This is a genomic window from Sulfurospirillum sp. 1307, from assembly GCF_054408545.1.
The window spans coordinates 1-16,853 of the sequence record NZ_CP176011.1 but is presented as its reverse complement, the minus strand read 5'-3'; the positions used below and the strand labels follow the sequence as shown (position 1 = coordinate 16,853).

Here is a 16,853-nt window from a genome sequence, read left to right as displayed (position 1 = left end):
GGCAAAGCTTTAGTAAGAAGAATTTGTGTTGAAGTTTACTTCCAACAAAAAGGAGAATATTAAATGAAAACAAAAGAGTTTGAGCTTTACAATGATGGTCTTCACAAATGTATAATGTTTAGCTTGGATGATGAAGAGTATGAAAACAATTATCTTTCTTTAAATCAATACTTAATAATCCAAAAAGATGAAGGGATATTGATTGATCCAGGTTCAAGCTCACTTTTTTATGATTTAAAAGATGCTGTTGAGAAGCACATAGATTTAAATAAAATAAAATACATCTTTTTTTCACACCAAGATCCAGATGTTGCAGGTTCCATTACAGAGTGGAATATATCAGCTCCTAGTACATTTATAGTATCTAAAATTTGGATTAGATTTATGAGTCATTATGGATTTATGAATACTGAAAAAATTATTCCTTTAAATGACAAGGGTGCTAAAATAAACTTTGGAGAGGATTTTTTACATTTTATACCAGCTCATTTTTTACACTCTCCTGGAAATTTTTCGCTATATGATAGTCGCTCAAAGATACTTTTTTCAGGTGATATTGGAGCTAGTGTTAAAGAGCCTAATGAGGATGAGATAAGTGTGAGTGATTTTGAAGAACACAAAACTTTTTTAGAATCTTTCCACAAAAGATATATGGCTAGCAATGAAATTGCAAAAAAATGGGTAAGTAAAGTTAAAAAGTATGATATTGACATTATAGCTCCACAACATGGCTCACTTTTTAAAGATATACATGTAGAAAATTTTTTAAATTGGTTTGAAGAGTTTAAGTGCGGAAGTGATTATCTAGATGAGTTATATGGAAAGTAAATGAAAATCTCAAAAAAAATATCACTACTTATATTTTTAGTTAGCATAGTACCTATACTTTTTATAACTTATATATATGACCAAGAAAATGAGATATCAGATAGCTTTAGAATTAATATTTTAATCATAATATTAATAATTACAATAATGGATTTTTATATACACAAAATCATAACAACTCTTATAAAAAAAGAAGTAAGATCAAAAGAAAGATATGAAATGGCAATACATGGTTCCAAAGAGGGACTTTGGGATTGGAATTTGGTAACAAATGAAGTTTATTTTTCACCTCAATGGAAAGAGATGCTAGGATATAAAGAATATGAGATTGAAAATAGCATTGAAGCTTGGCAAAAATTAGTTCATCCTGATGACTCACAAAATGTTTTAGAAACCATTGATAAGATGAAGATAAAAAAAGAAAAATTTTATGAGCATATTCACAGGCTAAAAAGAAAAGATGGAAGTTGGGTTTGGAACTTAGATAGAGGAGAAATAATATACGATGAATTTGGAAATCCGATTAGAGTTATAGGTTTTTATACAGACATAACAGAACAAAAAAACCTTGAAATTCAACTAAAAGAGGCTAAGAAATTATTTGATCTTTTTATGGAAAACAGTCCATTTTTAGTCTCTATAAAAAATGAAAAAAATGAAGTTTTATATGCAAATGAGAGATTAAAAAGATTTTTAAACCATGAATTAGTAGGTGTTAAAACTGAAGATATTTTAGATGAAAAAACTGCACAAAAGATACAAAAACTAGCCAAAGAAGCTTTAAAAAATGGAAATGCTGAAAATATTGTTGAGTATGTTAGAGATGGAAAAACACACTATTTTAGAGCATATAATTTTAAAATTCCTTTGGAAAATAGAAAAGACTATATAGGAAGTTTATATAGTGATATTACAGAGCATTACTCTTTAAAAAAAGAGTTAGAAAAAAAAGATGAACTCCTCTTAGCTCAATCAAGACACGCTGCTATGGGTGAAATGATAAGCATCATAGCTCATCAATGGCGACAACCAATTTCTATCATAAATATGGCTGTAAATAATACAATAGTAGATATAGAACTAGAATCTCTTGATGAAAAAAGTTTAAAAGAGGAGTTAGAGTCTATCTTAAAACAAACACAATATCTCTCTAAAACCATAGATGATTTTAGAAACTTTTTTAAACCAAACAAAGAAAAAGAGTATTTTTATGTAAAAGATATAGTAGATGAAATGCTAAACATCATAGGCAAAAGCCTCGAAAACAATAAAATTTTTATTTGTAGAGAAAATAATGAAAAAAGTAAAATTTACTCTTACTCAAGAGAGTTACTTCAAATTTTTATAAATATAATCAATAATTCAAAAGATGCTTTTAACGAAAGAAATATAAAAAATAGAAAAATAAAAATAGTAACAAATGAAGAAGATTATTTTATACATGTAAATATAATCGATAATGCTGGAGGAATTCCTGAAGATATCCTTCCAAATATATTTGAACCATACTTTAGTACTAAAAAAGAGGAGGGAACTGGAATAGGGCTATATATGTGTAAAATAATCATGGAAAAACATATAAAAGGTAGTATAAGGGCTTTTAATGTAGAAGATGGTGCTTGTTTTCATATGAAAATTCCTGTTGATTAAAGGCTGCATATGCAGATGAATACGCTCTCAAACAATCAATTTCTAGATAATTTTGTGCTAAATAAAGAGTTATGTCATAAAGTTGGAATTTCATCAAATGCATACAGGTTTTGGAAAAGTGTAAAAGCGGCAAAATATGATGGTAGTAGAATTGTTTTTTTAGACAAAAGAACAATCATCCCAAAATATCATGAAGTTATTTCTACATGTAAAGATTTAAGCGGCTTTGTTTTAGCTAGTGCATTTTGTAAATACACTGGCATTGCACCTTCACATTTGATAAAAAGTAATAACTCTTCTTTGTATGAAAAGCTGGATATTTTTGAGATATTTGGCATAAAATTTGTAAATTTAAAAGAATTTTATGATGATTTAGGGCTTGATTATGGCTATCAGATATATGTTGAAAAATGTAAATATTTTGGGCCATCTCCTCTAGAAAAAAAGATAAAACTCACCCAAGAACTCTGCTTAGGATACTACTAATCAAGATTGAGAGTATAAAAACTACCCCAATAGCTAGTCTTATATAAAATCTTTTATATCTTTTATCCATAAAATTTTTCCTCTACATGTAAAAACTATATACTTATCTTATCTTTTTTTATATAATTATGTGATTATAAAAGAGGTGTGATGAATACAGAGGAAAAGATATTAAGAATATTAGAAGAAGAGATTGTTCCTGCTGAGGGTTGTACTGAACCGATTGCTCTTGCTTATACAGCTGCAAAAACAAAAGAAATACTAAATGATGATGATATAAAAGAGGTAATCATAAGAGTATCTGGCAATATAATCAAAAATGTAAAAAGTGTAGTTGTACCAAATAGTGGGGGAATGGTGGGAATTGAAGTATCTGTTGTGATGGGACTAATAGCTGGAGATTCAAAAAAAGATCTTATGGTTATAAGTGATATAACAGATGAAGATATGAAAAAAGTAAGAGAATTTTTAGATACTAAAAGCATAAAAGTAATTCATGAAGATACTGATGTTAAATTGTATATAAAGATTGAACTTAAATCAAAAAAATCAAGTGCTAGTGTTGAAGTAAAACATATGCATACAAATATAACAAAAATCACAAAAGATGGAAGGGTAGTTCTTGATAGACCTTGTAATGATATAGATTTTAACTCTCCTCTTACAGATAGAAAAGTTTTATCAATAAAAACTATTTATGAATATGCTAAAAAAATTGATTTAGAAAAAATTGAACCACTTTTTAATAAAGTCATAGCTCTAAACTCTCAAATTGCAAAAGAGGGATTAGTCGGTAATTATGGAGTTAATATAGGAAAAATAATAGCTGATAATATAGAGCTTGGAATTTACGGAGATGATGCTAGAAACAGAGCTGCATCTTTTGCAAGTGCTGGAAGTGATGCTAGGATGAGTGGATGTGCACTCCCTGTTATGACAACAAGTGGAAGTGGAAATCAAGGAATGACATCATCTTTAGCTCTTATAGAATACGCTAGAATCATGAAAATTTCTCACGAAGAGCTTATTAGAGCACTATTTTTCTCTCATCTTGCTACAATTCACATAAAAACAAATGTTGGAAGATTATCTGCTTATTGTGGAGTTATTTGTTCTTCTGCTGCAGTTGCTGGGGCATTGGCATTTATAAACAAGGAGAGTTTTGAAGTAATTGCTCACTCGATTATCAATACACTTGGAGATGTATCTGGGATAATTTGTGATGGTGCAAAAAGTTCTTGTGCTATGAAAATATCTACAACAATTTACGCTGCATTTGATTCTTATCTTTTAGCACGAGTAGGGAAATATCTACATGGTGGAGATGGTATAATTGCAAGTGATATAGAAGAAACACTAAAAAATATTGGAAAATTATCTCAAGATGGAATGTATACAACCGATGAGGTTATTATAGATATTATGAGTCATAAAAGTTAATATTTCTTGACTTAGAACAATTTTTTTGTTTTTATATATAATATAATTACAAAGTTATTTAATTATTTATCTTCTCCAAATAATTAAATCTGAAATTGAAAATTAGGAAATTCACTTATTGTTATATGATTTTGAAAATTTGTCATTCTTATCACACACTCCTATACAGATTCTCATCTTAAAAGTGAATTTGCAATTTTATCACTTATAAAAGGGGCAAAGCCCCCTATTTTTTAAGATAGAATTTCTTCGATTGTAATATAATCTCCAACTCTTCCTGTCATTTGTTCAACATCAGTATTAACAGGAAGTGTTTTTTTACCTGGTACCCAACCTGCTGGACAAACTTCACCAGTTTCACTTGCGTGTTTCCAAGCTTTTACTTGACGTAAAAATTCATTTACATTTCTTCCAACCATTGGAGCTTGAACTTCTTGAGCAACACATACTCCTTCTGGATTAATTAAAAATCTTCCTCTAAGAGCTATTCCTTCTTCTTCAATCATAACACCAAATGCTCTTGTCACAGTACCAGTAGGATCAGCCCCTATTGTTAATTTTAAACCTTTTAAAAGTGGCTCAGTTTCAACAAATCTTTTGTGAGAAAATTTAGTATCTGTTGATACTGCTAAAATTTCTACTCCTAGCTCTTGAAACTCATCATACTTTGCATTCATAGCAGCTATTTCTGTTGGACAAACAAACGTAAAATCAGCAGGATAAAAACAAACTACATGCCATTTTCCTTTATAATCCTCACTACTTACACTTATGTAGTGACCACTTTTTGCATCATATGCATCCATTTTAAACTCAGGTACCTTTTGTAAAACCATTGATGAACTCATTTTTTCATTCTCCTTATTTATTTTATTTTCTTTTTTTTCTTCAGTTCTTTCATTTTCTATTGCAACAACCTCTTTTGAATCGCACGCCATCTTAACTCCTAAACAATAATTTTTTTCAACAAGGAAATTATTGCATATAATTACTTAAAATAAATTTAATTAGTTGCTAAAAATTATTATTTGTGATATAATTTCATTATAAAATTAAAAAGGAACAATTATGTCACATGTTGACCTGTTAAAAAACTATGAATTAAAAGCAACACCACAAAGACTTTGTATATTAGATACACTAGATAAGTACGGACATGCAACTTTAGAAGAAATTGAAAAATACTCTAAAGAAAAATTCCCAACACTCTCTTTATCTACTATTTATAGAAATATAAATGAAATGATAAAAAAAGATGTTTTAAGCGAAGTAAAAATCGCTAATAAGAAAGATTATTTTGAAATTACTAAAGAAAAACATGTTCATCTTATATGTAAAGAGTGTGGAAAAATAGAAGATCTTATGGTAGATTCGCAAGAAATCATACAAAAATTTCAAAAACAAACTCAAAGCAAAATACTAGATACTACAATTTCATTTGATGTTATATGTAAAGAGTGTCTAAGTAGAAAATAGATAAAATTCCACTCTACAAAGAGAGGTGTCCGAGTGGTTGAAGGAGCACGCCTGGAACGCGTGTAAGGTGCAAGCCTTCGAGGGTTCGAATCCCTTCCTCTCTGCCATTTTAAGGAGTATTCCTATGAAAAAAATATTTATACTATTAGTTTTTTTAATTTCATTTTCATATGCTAATGTAAACAGTGTTGTTAGTATACAACCATTAGTTACTTTTGTAGAAAAAATTGGAAAAGATAAAGTTAATATTAGTTTGATGGTAAAACCAGGAAACTCTCCACATACTTATGAGCCAAAGCCTTCTCAAATGAGGGATATTAGTAATGCAGATATCTATTTTGCAATTGGTGTAGAATTTGAAAATATTTGGCTAAAAAGATTTAAAAACCAAAATCCATCTTTACATGTAGTTCATTTAGATGATGGTATTGAAAAAATACATATGCAAGAACATCATGAACATAATCATGAAATACATCACGATAAAGAAGAAAGTTATGATCCTCATATATGGTTAAGTCCTAAAAATGTTAAAGTAATAGCAAAAAAAATTTATTTTGCTTTATCAAGTCAAGATAAGAAAAATGAACAATTTTATAAAAAAAATTTAGAAGCTTTTTTAGAAGAGATAAATAAAACAGATTTAAAAATAAGAGAAATTTTGAAAGATGTAAAAAGCGGATCAAAATTTATGGTTTTTCATCCATCATGGGGATACTTTGCAAGAGATTATAATTTAGAACAAATTGCTGTAGAAGTCGAGGGAAAAAGTATCAAACCTAAAACTCTAATCAATATTATAAAGATTGCAAAAAAGGAAAAAATCAAAGCAATTTTAACTCAGCCTGAATTTTCTGATAAAATTGCAAAAACTTTGGCAAATGAATTAAAAATAAAAGTTTTAAAAATTTCTCCACTAAACAAAGATTGGTCAAATAATTTAATAAAACTAAGTAAAGCAATAAAATAATATGAATGTAGTAGAGATAAAAGATTTATCATTTTCATATGCAAAAGAGACTATTTTAGAAAATATTAATCTACATGTAGAAGATAAAGATTTTTTAGCCATTATTGGCCCAAATGGTGGAGGGAAAAGTACACTTTTAAAACTTATGTTAGGGCTTTTAAAACCTCAAAAGGGAAGTATTAAGATTTTTGGCAAAGAACCAATTAAAAATCTAAGCGATATAGGATATGTTCCTCAAAATACAAACATCAATACTAATTTTCCTATTAAAGTCATAGAAGTTGTAATGATGGGACATGTGGGAAGTAAACGTCCTTTAATAGGCTATAAAAAAGAAGAGATTTTATGTGCTAGAGGTGCCTTAAAAAGTGTTGGTATGCTTGAATATGAAAATAAAAAGATAGGTTCACTCTCTGGTGGACAAAGACAAAGAGTTATGATAGCAAGAGCGCTATGCGCTCATCCAAAAATTATGATTTTGGATGAGCCAACTTCTAGTATAGATGTAAAAGGGCAAAAAGAGATATATGATTTATTAAAAGAGTTAAATAAAACTATGACAATTATTGTAGTAAGTCATGATATATCTGTTATTTTGGGTTATGCTAATGTCGTTGCACATGTAAATAAAACACTAACTTATCACAATATAAAAGATCAAAAAAAGTTTTATACAAAAGATGAACATTTTTGTGAAGTTGAACTTTTACAAATGTTAGGAAATAAGCATGCTTGAAATTTTTAATTATGAATTCATTCAAAATGCTTTAATAGCTGGGATTTTAGTAAGTATAGCTTCAGGAATTATAGGAAGTCTAATAGTTGTAAATCGTATGGTTTTTTTAGCTGGAGGTATTGCTCATACATCTTATGGTGGAATTGGATTAGCAGTATATTTTGGACTACCAATCTTTTTTGGAGCATCGATTTTTAGCGTATTAGCAGCTCTTTTAATCTCTTATATAACTATCAACCAAAAACATAGAATTGATACTTTTATAGGTCTTATTTGGGCAGTTGGAATGGCTATTGGAATAGTTCTAATAGATTTAACGCCTGGTTATAATGTAGATTTGATGAGTTATCTCTTTGGCTCAATTTTGGCAGTTAGTAAAGATGATATATATTTTATGTCTATTTTGGTTATATCTATACTAGTGATAGTTACATTTTTTTATAGAGATATTTTGGCTGTATCTTACGATAGTGAATATGCTAGATTAAGAAACATAAATGTAAAGTTTTTCTACACACTAATTTTAGTACTTTCTGCTCTTACTGTTGTAATTGCTATTAAAGTAGTTGGATTAATACTAGTTATTTCTCTTCTTACAATTCCTATTTATATATCTGAAAAATTATCAAATTCGCTTTATAGTATGATGTTTTATTCTTCAATCATCTCAACATTTTTTACTTTAGTTGGTCTTTTTGTATCTTATAATTTTGATATTACATCTGGAGCTTCTATTATACTTGTTTCAGCACTATTTTTTGTACTATTTTTGCTCTTTAGAAATTTCTATACCTCTAGAAATTAATTCACTTTCAAAATACTCCAAAATTCTAGTTTGGAGTAAAACGGTTTCTTCATCACCTTTGCAGTTAAAAAATTGTTTTAAGTGATCTAAGTTTATTTTATAGGCAAATCTTTTATATTTTCTTAAATCTCTATCAATATCCAATAAAAGTTTATCAATATCTAAAAAATCTTTTTGAACAACTTTTTTAATATACTCTTTTGTAGTATGAATTAAAATATCTATTCTATATTCATCATTTTTATAAATATCTTTTGCAATATCTTTTAAAATTTCATATTCACATTCATCATTCAATTTTTTTGTTGCAATCATTGAGGCAAAAATTTTTGCTCTAAATTCTAAAGAAGTATGATGATAGACAAAAAATTCTCTAAAGAAAGATAAAAAAAATATTTTAATTTTTTTAAAAAACATATTACATCCCTATTCTAATTAAGATAAAAAATATTTTATTTTGGTATAATTTCATCCAGCCTTCCTTTAGACCTGTGCAATGAGCTTGAAGAGCAACGCTTCAGGGTGGGAACACAGCAGAGCACTCTTTTAGTTTCATGTGCCGCAGTAATCTGGAGGAAGGTCTTAATTAAATAAATGATCTTCAATCTCACAAGCGAGTTTATAAAAATCAAATCCTTCGACTTTTCCTTTTTCTTTTAGAGTATTTTTTATATAATCTTTTCCTTGAATCAACTCTTTTGATTTTACACCATGAGATATAGATAAAACTGCTTCAATAAAAGCTGAGAGTCTGTCACAATTTTTAAGAGCTACTCCATCTATGGCATTGTATCTATCTTCATTATAAGTTGACAAAGTATCTACAACTAAAACCTTTTTTTCATTAATTTTATTTAAAAATTCATCTTTTTCATTATCTCCATATAAACCCAAAAGATATTTAAAATGAGATTGTATATTAGATGGTATAAAAGGCAATATCTCATCTTCAATCATATCTATCTCATATACACTTATAATATCATCTAATCCATTTACAGAGTATTTTACAGGACTTATTATATCTCTTGTTAGAGCTTCAGGTAAATCATGAAATAAAGCACAATAGAAGTTATTTTCCATCCTTTTTGGACATGCTTTTATATGCAAAGAATAAAAATAACCTAAAATAGCAACTATTAACATATGTCCTAAAACAGAAGTTTCAGGAATCCTTGGAGTTTGTGCCCATCTTTTTTGAAAACGAAGTCTTCCGCTCAAATCTATAATTTTTGCTAATTTTTTATTAAGAGCAATTTTTCTTACACCAATTAACTCATAATAATCTTCAATCTCTTCTTCAACAGCTTCTTTTACTCTATCAATTCCACTTAAAAATTGACTAGTTTGATAAACTATTGAAAACTCCCATCTAGTAGAAAGATATGAAGCTGCTTTTAGTATAAATCTCTCTTTTTTATACATTTCTGGATTATTAAGATAGTTTTTAAATCTATCGTAAAATTCTCCATCTTCTATATCACAAAGTTTATCATGAAGTTTTGCAAGTACCCACTCGTTTATCTCTTTTTCTTTCTTTTGAAGTGCTTTTCTAAAAACATCAGGCCTTATGTCAGTTACAACACCACGCCTTAAAAATTCAAAAATTCCAGCTTCAATTAAATGAATATGATTTATTTGTTCTTCTTCAATTCTTGCTAAAAAGAATGCTATTATAAATTTGTGAGCTTGTTTATCAAGTTCAACAAGCTCAACCATTCTTGGATAATCATTCCATCTTTGTATTGAAGCTGAAGAAAAAAACTGCTCAATGAGTGAAGCACTTAACATACTAATTTTCTCTTCTTATCTCTTTTGAATCAAGTTCAATAACAGTATGAACATTTCCTCTAGGATTAAAATCTGCTACTACTTTTAACCATTTTGGTTTTAACTTTGAATCTAATACATCATAAATCTCATTTGCGCTATCTTCATGAGATATATTTCTGTTCATAAAACTATTTATATACAGTTTTATTGCCTTTAATTCTACTACTAACTCATTTGGAATATACTCAATATAAATAGTAGCAAAATCAGGATAACCACTTCTAGGACATAAACACATAAACTCAGGAAGAGTTATTTTTATAACATAGTTTTTTTTGTGTTTATTTGGCCAAATTTCCAAATCTTTATCTACATCAAATTCTACAATCTCTTTTTCACCATATTTCATTATAATATTTCCTTTAAATTTTTTGGTTTTGAAATAACAAAACCTTGAATATAATCAAAATTATAACTATTTACAACTTCAAGCATACTGGTTTTGTCTATGAATTTTATCATAACTTTTATACCAAGTTCATTTAGTAATTCTTTATATGATTTCAAAATCTTTTTACATCGACTTTTATTTAAATTTTTAGTAAATTCTATATCAAATTTTACAATATCAATTGGCAAATATTTTATATATTCTAAAGAGCAATTATTTCCACCAAAATTAATTAATCCAATTTTAAAACCATATTTTTTATAACTATTTAGAATTTCTTTAAATCTATTTATTTCACTATATGCACTATTTTCAAAAAATTCAAGTACAAAATTTTCAGGTTTTAAAGTACTTTTATGAAACAACTCTACTACATATTGCCTAAATTCACTATTTCTTAAACTAACCGCAGATAATTTAACTGAAAAAACTTTATTTTTAATATCAACACTCTCTAATTCTTTTATTAAAACTTTTAGTATTTTCTTATCAAAAATTGTTTCATATCCCACATGATTTACAACTCTTTGAATTTGTGAATGAGAAAGCATTCCTTCACTTTTTGTATAAATTTTAGTCAATACTTCTACAAATTCAACTTCTTTATTTTTATTGATTGAAGGTTGATATTTAAAAATAATTTTTTCATTATCAATTGCCTCACAAATTATTTTTTCAAACTCATTTGGTTTTATATTTGGAAGTTTTGAATCTTGCATTTCATCTATATCAGATAGAAGTTTTTTTACAATATTATCTACATTATCATCATAATTAGATTCAATTACAGCAAATTTTATTTTTACTTCTATGTTATTAATACCAATATTTTTTAATTCTTTTGAAAAAATAGTTACTAAATGATTTAACTCTTTTTTTCTACCTTTTGTTACAAGTAAAAAATTTCCACCACTATATCTTCCTATTTTTGTATCAATAAAATTATAACTTTTAAAAAAATCATCTAATCTTTGAACAAACTCTTTTAAAATTTTATCAGCATTATCGATCCCATATCTATCATTGATATCTATTATATTTAATACTCTTATTAAAATTACACTTGAATCAAAATTTTTTTTCTTAATTGATTTTATTTTTTCGTATATCTCTTTTCTTGTGAAAGCTTTTGTAGTTGAATCAATAAGAGTAGATTTAAAACCACTATATATAAGATAAAAAATATAATAAATATATATTGGAACTAATATAGTTAAAAGTATAATAATATCTAAATTATTTTTATATGTTCTTGTTATAAAAACAAGAATTAGAGCCAAAATAAAGAGAAATGGTATACTAATTTTTAATGCTAGTATAAACCTATTTTCTCTCTCTTTTGACTCAGAATAAAGCATTTTATACGTCTAAGTGTTTTACATCTTTTGCATGAGCTTGTATATAATTTCTTCTAGGTTCTACTTCATCACCCATAAATAGTGTAAATGTATCACTAGCTTCTTCAAAATCTTCTATTTTTATTTGTAAAAGTCTTCTATTTTCTGGATTCATTGTAGTTTCCCAAAGTTGCTCAGGATTCATCTCACCAAGACCTTTATATCTTTGAATATAAGCACCTTTTTTAGCAGCTTTTTCTATCTTAATCAAAGTTTCAACAGGATCTTCACCTTCTAGTATTGAAAGGTCTCTCTCTTTTATTTTTTCACTTATAAAAAGTGCTTCTTGATAAAGCGGATTTGTAAAAAAGTTATCATCTAATTTTAACTCTTCCAATCCACCTTCTGTTTGAACATAAAGATGAATATATTCATCAGTTACTTTGTGATTTAAAAGGTTATATCCAATTTCATCCATAAATTTTTTAATCTCTTCAAAAAGATCATTTGAGCTTAAACTAACAAGATCTGGATTTTCTATGAGATGTCTAATGACTGCAATAACAGAAAATCTTTTTTCTAACTCTTTTAAAATACTTCTATAAGCTGATACTATCTTGAAAAAATCAATTAAATCTTTAGTTCCAATTCCTTCAAATTCAAAATTATCAATTCCAGTTTCAATCAAGTAATTATTTAGTTCTGTATCATCTTTTAAATATATCTCTTTTTTACCTTTTTTATATCTATAAAGAGGTGGTTGAGCAAGATATACATATCCTTTTTCAATAACAGGGCGTAAAAATCTAAAAAGGAAAGTTAAAAGTAAAGTTTGTATATGACTACCATCTACATCGGCATCTGTCATAACTATAAGTTTATGATATCTTAGTTTTTCTTCGTTAAACTCTTCACCGATTCCACAACCAAGTGCTGTTATCATATTTTTAATTTCATCAGATTTTAAAATTTTATCTAAACGAGATTTTTCAACATTTAAAATTTTACCTTTAAGAGGTAAAATTGCTTGAAAAACTCTATCACGACCTTGTTTAGCTGAACCTCCAGCACTATCTCCCTCCACTAAGTAAAGTTCACTAATACTTGCATCTTTGCTTTGGCAATCAGCTAATTTACCAGGAAGTGTTCCTACACTCATAGCATCTTTTCTACGAGTTAAATCTCTTGCTTTTTTTGCAGCTTCTCTTCCTCTAGCAGCACTTAAAGCCTTATTCATTATAGCTTTTGCTTCGATTGGATTTTCTTCAAAATATTTTACAAGTTTTTCAAATGTTAGTTTTTGAACAATAGGTTTTACATAGCTTGAGCCAAGTTTTCCTTTAGTTTGTCCTTCAAATTGAGGCTCAGGTACTTTAACACTAACAACAGCAATCAAACCTTCTCTTACATCATCACCAGTTATTTTTGTATCTTTTTCTCTTGCATTTGCATTATTGTTTATATAATTAACTATTGCTCTTGTAAGTCCAGCTCTAAATCCACTTTCATGAGTTCCACCATCAATTGTTCGTATATTATTTACAAAAGACAATAAATTCTCAGTATATCCAGAGTTATACATCAAAGCTATATCAACTTCTATATCATCAACACTATCATTGTAATGATAAGCAGAAGTTACTTTTTCTCTTTTGTTCATATCTTCAACAAATTGTCTTAAACCACCTTCAAAGTGATAAACTTCTCTTTTTCCAATTCTGTTATCTTTAAATTCTATTGTTATTTTTGGATTTAAATATGCAATTTCTTTGAATCTCTTTGCTAAAGTATCAAATTCAAATTCAACTGTCTCAAAAATAGAATCATCTGCCCAAAACTCTATTGAAGTTCCTGTTCTATTTGTAGTTTTTACTTTTTCTAAATCGCTTTGAGGAATTCCTTTTGCAAACTCTTGTCTATGCTCATATCCATCTCTTTTAATAGTAGCTACAAGTTTTTTTGAAAGTGCATTAACAACACTTACACCAACACCATGAAGACCACCACTAACTTTATATGTATCTTTATCAAATTTTCCACCAGCATGTAAAACAGTTAAAACAACTGTTGCTGCACTCATGTTTTCACCCTCATGGTGAGCAACTGGAATACCACGCCCATTATCCGTGATGATTGCAGAACCTTCTGTTGTAATTTCAACTGTGATTTTATCACAAAATCCAGCCATTGCTTCATCTATAGAGTTATCAACAACTTCATAAATAAGATGGTGAAGACCGTTTATATTGGTATCCCCAATGTACATTCCTGGTCTTTTTCTAACTGCTTCTAGTCCCTTAAGAACTTTAATATTACTTGCACCGTATTCACTCATATTTAATTATCTCCAGTTTTTTATATCATTATTGGCATGACTATTGTCATAAAATTTTCACTCTCTAATGAAAAAGGAAGTCCAGTATCATTAAAACCTAGTGTAAAGCTGTTACTTTCTATATTGGATAGAAAATCTATAATATAGCGAGAATTAACCGCCATTGTAATTTCACTATCTAGTCCAGTTTTAAAATCTACTTCTGTTTTAGCTTCTATATTATCATCATTTAAACTTTCAAATAAAATAGATTCAGGTTTAAAAGTTATTTTCATTTCATTTGAAACAGTTGAGATTTGTTTTATAGAATCTACCATTTTATTTCTATCTAAAAGAAGTCTAAATCTTTTTTCTTTTGGAATTATTCTTTCATAATCAGGAAATTTTCCATTTATCAGTTTTGTAAAAAATTGAAAATTATCACTTTTTGCTATTAAAGTATTTTCATCATAAAAAATTTCAATATCATCAAAAAATAGTTTTTGAATTTCTGCTATTGCTTTTTTAGGAATTATAAGTGAAAATTGATCTTCACTTGAATTTTCAATTTTAACTAATGCTAATCTTCGAGTATCTGTTGCTACTAAGTTGATAAATCCATTTTTAATATCAATTAATGCACCATTTAACTCATATTTTGGATTATTAGTATCAATTGCATTTGCAATTTTTTTGATATTTCTTACAAAAGTATTTGAATTTATATCAAATTTTGGTTTATTATCAACTTTTGGAAGTTCAGGAAATTCATTTGGATTAAACATAGGAAGTTTAAATTTTGAACTATTTTGTTTTATATATAAATAATCATTTATAGTTTCAAGAACAATATCATCATCTTTTAAAATTTTTACTATATCTAAAAGTTTTTTACCATTAGCAGTTGCAACTCCATTATCTGCTATTTTTATATTTTTAGTTTTATATTCTAAGCCTATTTCATAATCAGTTGCTTTTACTATAAACTCTTCATCATTTGATGAAATATATAGATGTGATGTTATTTGACTTAAATCTTTTTTTTCTAAATAAGCTGTTGTATTTAAAAGAATTGTTTCTAACACATTTTTATTTATTGAGACTTTCATTTTTTCTCCTTTTATTATTTATAATTATAGTAAAAGTAGTAGTTTACCCTGAATTTGTGAAATAGGTTAAAAACTCTTTAACAGAGCGATTTTAACTAGTGAAAAAAAATTTTTAGTTTTTCACTTTTATTCACATATTTTTTATAAACTTACAACTAATCCTTTGTTAAAACTTTATTTTTAAGTTCATCAACCTTTAATCTAAATGTTTCATTTGTTTCTATTAATTCATTTATTTTTTTCATATTATGTGAAACTGCTGTATGATCTTTCATACCAAAAAATGAAGCGAGTGAAGGCATTGAGTTTGGTGTTAAAGTTCTAGCTAGATATATACCAATTCTTCTTGCTTCTACTATATTTTTATTTCTTTTTTTAGATTTTATTTCACTTGGTTTTATATTTAGTTCTCTTGAAATTGTAGCTATTATATCTTCTAAGCTAATATTTTCTTTTTTTTCTTTTATTTGCTCTTTCATAACATTTTTTGCAAATTCAAAGGTTATTTCTTGACGCATTAGTGAAGCATAAGCATTTAGATTTATAATTGCACTCTCTATTTCTCTTATATTATCACCCATTTTTGTTGCTATATAGTTTACTATATCATCATTTAAATCTATTCCATCAAGTTCACATTTTTTCTTTATAATTGCAATCTTTGTTTCAAGTTCAGGTAAACCAATATCAGCTATCAGTCCCCACTCAAATCTGCTTTGAAGTCTTTCTTCAAGTCCATTTATGCTTTTTGGTGGTTTATCACTTGTTAGAACTATCTGTTTTCCTGCGCTATGAAGTTCATTAAATGTGTGGAAAAATTCCTCTTGAGTTTGGATTTTGTTTGATAAAAACTGAGTATCATCGATAAGCAATATATCACAATTTCTATATTTATCTCTAAATCTCTCCATAGATTGATTTCTAAGGTTATATGTAAAATCATTCATAAACTGCTCAATAGTAGCATAAATTACAATTTTTCCTTGATTTTGTGAATAATTCCCAATTGCATGAATCAAATGCGTTTTTCCAAGTCCAGTCGGACCATATATAAAAGCTGGATTATACATAACATTTGGTTTAGTTGCTATACTTTTTGCTATTGTATAAGCGTATTGGTTAGAACTTCCAACTACAAAACTATCAAAAGTGTATGAAGGATTTAAGATTGTATTTTTACTGCTTTTTGTAAGCTCATTTAACTCGATTGGAACACTTTTTTTAGTATTTGTACTTATTTGATTTTTTAGCATTATTTTTACAGTTGGTTTTATACCAGTTTTTACTTCAAAAAGATGGGCAATTTTGTCTGAATATTTTGTCTTTACCCAATTTGCTATAAGTATATTTGGAGCAATAAATACAACATGGTCTGACCTTGAGCCTTTTTCATGATATTTTAACTGCTTTATATATCTATTAAATTCAACTTCACTTATCTCTGATTTTAATAGTTCTAAAATAGTATCAGCTAACAA

16 protein-coding genes, 1 tRNA gene and 1 other RNA gene are annotated in these 16,853 nt (G+C 27.4%); 10 read left to right on the top strand and 8 right to left on the bottom strand.

Annotation, left to right across the window (positions count from 1 at the left end):
- Positions 1-63 precede the first annotated feature (63 nt).
- From ACKGJI_RS00090 to ACKGJI_RS00075, 4 genes are all read left to right on the top strand, one after another.
- Entirely contained in the window at positions 64-828 is a 765-nt protein-coding gene (locus ACKGJI_RS00090; protein ID WP_458700542.1) for an oxygen-binding di-iron domain-containing protein, read from the top strand.
- Positions 829-2,478 carry a PAS domain-containing sensor histidine kinase gene (locus ACKGJI_RS00085; RefSeq protein ID WP_458700541.1) on the top strand — a complete coding sequence of 550 codons (1,650 nt, stop codon included), beginning with the start codon at positions 829-831 and terminating at the stop codon, positions 2,476-2,478.
- Between the two features lie 9 nt (positions 2,479-2,487).
- On the top strand, positions 2,488-2,964 hold the full coding sequence (locus ACKGJI_RS00080) for a cysteine permease (protein WP_458700540.1): 477 nt from the start codon (positions 2,488-2,490) through the stop codon (positions 2,962-2,964).
- A gap of 150 nt (positions 2,965-3,114) precedes the next feature.
- Positions 3,115-4,404: an L-cysteine desulfidase family protein gene (locus ACKGJI_RS00075; RefSeq protein ID WP_458700539.1), complete on the top strand. Its 1,290-nt coding sequence runs from the start codon at positions 3,115-3,117 to the stop codon at positions 4,402-4,404.
- 233 nt (positions 4,405-4,637) lie between these two features.
- Here the strand turns inward: ACKGJI_RS00075 and ACKGJI_RS00070 are convergent, their stop codons facing one another.
- A complete protein-coding gene (locus ACKGJI_RS00070) occupies positions 4,638-5,210 on the bottom strand; it encodes a redoxin domain-containing protein (protein ID WP_458701666.1) in 573 nt (190 codons plus the stop codon).
- Between the two features lie 262 nt (positions 5,211-5,472).
- On the opposite strand from ACKGJI_RS00070, the gene ACKGJI_RS00065 reads away from it, so the two are divergent.
- From ACKGJI_RS00065 to ACKGJI_RS00045, 5 genes are all read left to right on the top strand, one after another.
- On the top strand, positions 5,473-5,880 hold the full coding sequence (locus ACKGJI_RS00065; RefSeq protein ID WP_458700537.1) for a Fur family transcriptional regulator: 408 nt from the start codon (positions 5,473-5,475) through the stop codon (positions 5,878-5,880).
- A 19-nt stretch (positions 5,881-5,899) separates the two neighbouring features.
- Positions 5,900-5,987 (top strand) — tRNA-Ser (locus ACKGJI_RS00060).
- Between the two features lie 17 nt (positions 5,988-6,004).
- On the top strand, positions 6,005-6,850 hold the full coding sequence (locus ACKGJI_RS00055; RefSeq protein ID WP_458700536.1) for a metal ABC transporter solute-binding protein, Zn/Mn family: 846 nt from the start codon (positions 6,005-6,007) through the stop codon (positions 6,848-6,850).
- 1 nt (position 6,851) lies between these two features.
- Positions 6,852-7,586, top strand: a complete 735-nt coding sequence (locus ACKGJI_RS00050; RefSeq protein ID WP_458700535.1) for a metal ABC transporter ATP-binding protein — start codon at positions 6,852-6,854, stop codon at positions 7,584-7,586.
- Positions 7,579-8,391, top strand: coding sequence for a metal ABC transporter permease (locus tag ACKGJI_RS00045; protein WP_458700534.1), 813 nt, complete (start codon positions 7,579-7,581; stop codon positions 8,389-8,391). The genes ACKGJI_RS00050 and ACKGJI_RS00045 overlap by 8 nt, the downstream gene beginning before the upstream one ends.
- Here ACKGJI_RS00045 and ACKGJI_RS00040 read toward each other — a convergent pair.
- Positions 8,350-8,808 (bottom strand): hypothetical protein, encoded by a 459-nt coding sequence (locus tag ACKGJI_RS00040; protein WP_458700533.1) that lies wholly within the window; start codon positions 8,806-8,808, stop codon positions 8,350-8,352. The two genes, ACKGJI_RS00045 and ACKGJI_RS00040, sit on opposite strands and share 42 nt — an antisense overlap.
- Before the next feature lie 63 nt (positions 8,809-8,871).
- Here ACKGJI_RS00040 and ffs point away from each other — a divergent pair.
- Positions 8,872-8,970, top strand: an RNA gene (ffs, locus tag ACKGJI_RS00035) — signal recognition particle sRNA small type.
- Between the two features lie 3 nt (positions 8,971-8,973).
- Here the strand turns inward: ffs and ACKGJI_RS00030 are convergent.
- The 6 genes from ACKGJI_RS00030 to dnaA form a co-directional block, all read right to left on the bottom strand.
- Entirely contained in the window at positions 8,974-10,182 is a 1,209-nt protein-coding gene (locus tag ACKGJI_RS00030) for an HD domain-containing protein (protein WP_458700532.1), read from the bottom strand.
- 1 nt (position 10,183) lies between these two features.
- Entirely contained in the window at positions 10,184-10,573 is a 390-nt protein-coding gene (gene queF, locus ACKGJI_RS00025) for a preQ(1) synthase (protein WP_458700531.1), read from the bottom strand.
- Complete coding sequence (locus ACKGJI_RS00020; protein WP_458700530.1) at positions 10,573-11,973, bottom strand: bifunctional diguanylate cyclase/phosphodiesterase; 1,401 nt, start codon at positions 11,971-11,973, stop codon at positions 10,573-10,575. Before ACKGJI_RS00020 ends, queF begins: the two co-directional genes overlap by 1 nt.
- 1 nt (position 11,974) lies before the next feature.
- Positions 11,975-14,287, bottom strand: a complete 2,313-nt coding sequence (gyrB, locus tag ACKGJI_RS00015; RefSeq protein WP_458700529.1) for a DNA topoisomerase (ATP-hydrolyzing) subunit B — start codon at positions 14,285-14,287, stop codon at positions 11,975-11,977.
- A 20-nt stretch (positions 14,288-14,307) separates the two neighbouring features.
- A complete protein-coding gene (gene dnaN / locus ACKGJI_RS00010) occupies positions 14,308-15,375 on the bottom strand; it encodes a DNA polymerase III subunit beta (protein ID WP_458700528.1) in 1,068 nt (355 codons plus the stop codon).
- Between the two features lie 155 nt (positions 15,376-15,530).
- A complete protein-coding gene (gene dnaA / locus ACKGJI_RS00005; protein WP_458700527.1) occupies positions 15,531-16,853 on the bottom strand; it encodes a chromosomal replication initiator protein DnaA in 1,323 nt (440 codons plus the stop codon).

What these genes read in the sequence shown, in the direction of transcription:
- ACKGJI_RS00090 (WP_458700542.1), top strand. Translation starts at nt 64, where the DNA reads ATGAAAACAAAAGAGTTTGAGCTTTACAATGATGGTCTTCACAAATGT.
- ACKGJI_RS00085 (WP_458700541.1), top strand. Translation starts at nt 829, where the DNA reads ATGAAAATCTCAAAAAAAATATCACTACTTATATTTTTAGTTAGCATA.
- ACKGJI_RS00080 (WP_458700540.1), top strand. Translation starts at nt 2,488, where the DNA reads ATGCAGATGAATACGCTCTCAAACAATCAATTTCTAGATAATTTTGTG.
- ACKGJI_RS00075 (WP_458700539.1), top strand. Translation starts at nt 3,115, where the DNA reads ATGAATACAGAGGAAAAGATATTAAGAATATTAGAAGAAGAGATTGTT.
- ACKGJI_RS00070 (WP_458701666.1), bottom strand. Translation starts at nt 5,210, where the DNA reads ATGGATGCATATGATGCAAAAAGTGGTCACTACATAAGTGTAAGTAGT.
- ACKGJI_RS00065 (WP_458700537.1), top strand. Translation starts at nt 5,473, where the DNA reads ATGTCACATGTTGACCTGTTAAAAAACTATGAATTAAAAGCAACACCA.
- ACKGJI_RS00055 (WP_458700536.1), top strand. Translation starts at nt 6,005, where the DNA reads ATGAAAAAAATATTTATACTATTAGTTTTTTTAATTTCATTTTCATAT.
- ACKGJI_RS00050 (WP_458700535.1), top strand. Translation starts at nt 6,852, where the DNA reads ATGAATGTAGTAGAGATAAAAGATTTATCATTTTCATATGCAAAAGAG.
- ACKGJI_RS00045 (WP_458700534.1), top strand. Translation starts at nt 7,579, where the DNA reads ATGCTTGAAATTTTTAATTATGAATTCATTCAAAATGCTTTAATAGCT.
- ACKGJI_RS00040 (WP_458700533.1), bottom strand. Translation starts at nt 8,808, where the DNA reads ATGTTTTTTAAAAAAATTAAAATATTTTTTTTATCTTTCTTTAGAGAA.
- ACKGJI_RS00030 (WP_458700532.1), bottom strand. Translation starts at nt 10,182, where the DNA reads ATGTTAAGTGCTTCACTCATTGAGCAGTTTTTTTCTTCAGCTTCAATA.
- queF (WP_458700531.1), bottom strand. Translation starts at nt 10,573, where the DNA reads ATGAAATATGGTGAAAAAGAGATTGTAGAATTTGATGTAGATAAAGAT.
- ACKGJI_RS00020 (WP_458700530.1), bottom strand. Translation starts at nt 11,973, where the DNA reads ATGCTTTATTCTGAGTCAAAAGAGAGAGAAAATAGGTTTATACTAGCA.
- gyrB (WP_458700529.1), bottom strand. Translation starts at nt 14,287, where the DNA reads ATGAGTGAATACGGTGCAAGTAATATTAAAGTTCTTAAGGGACTAGAA.
- dnaN (WP_458700528.1), bottom strand. Translation starts at nt 15,375, where the DNA reads ATGAAAGTCTCAATAAATAAAAATGTGTTAGAAACAATTCTTTTAAAT.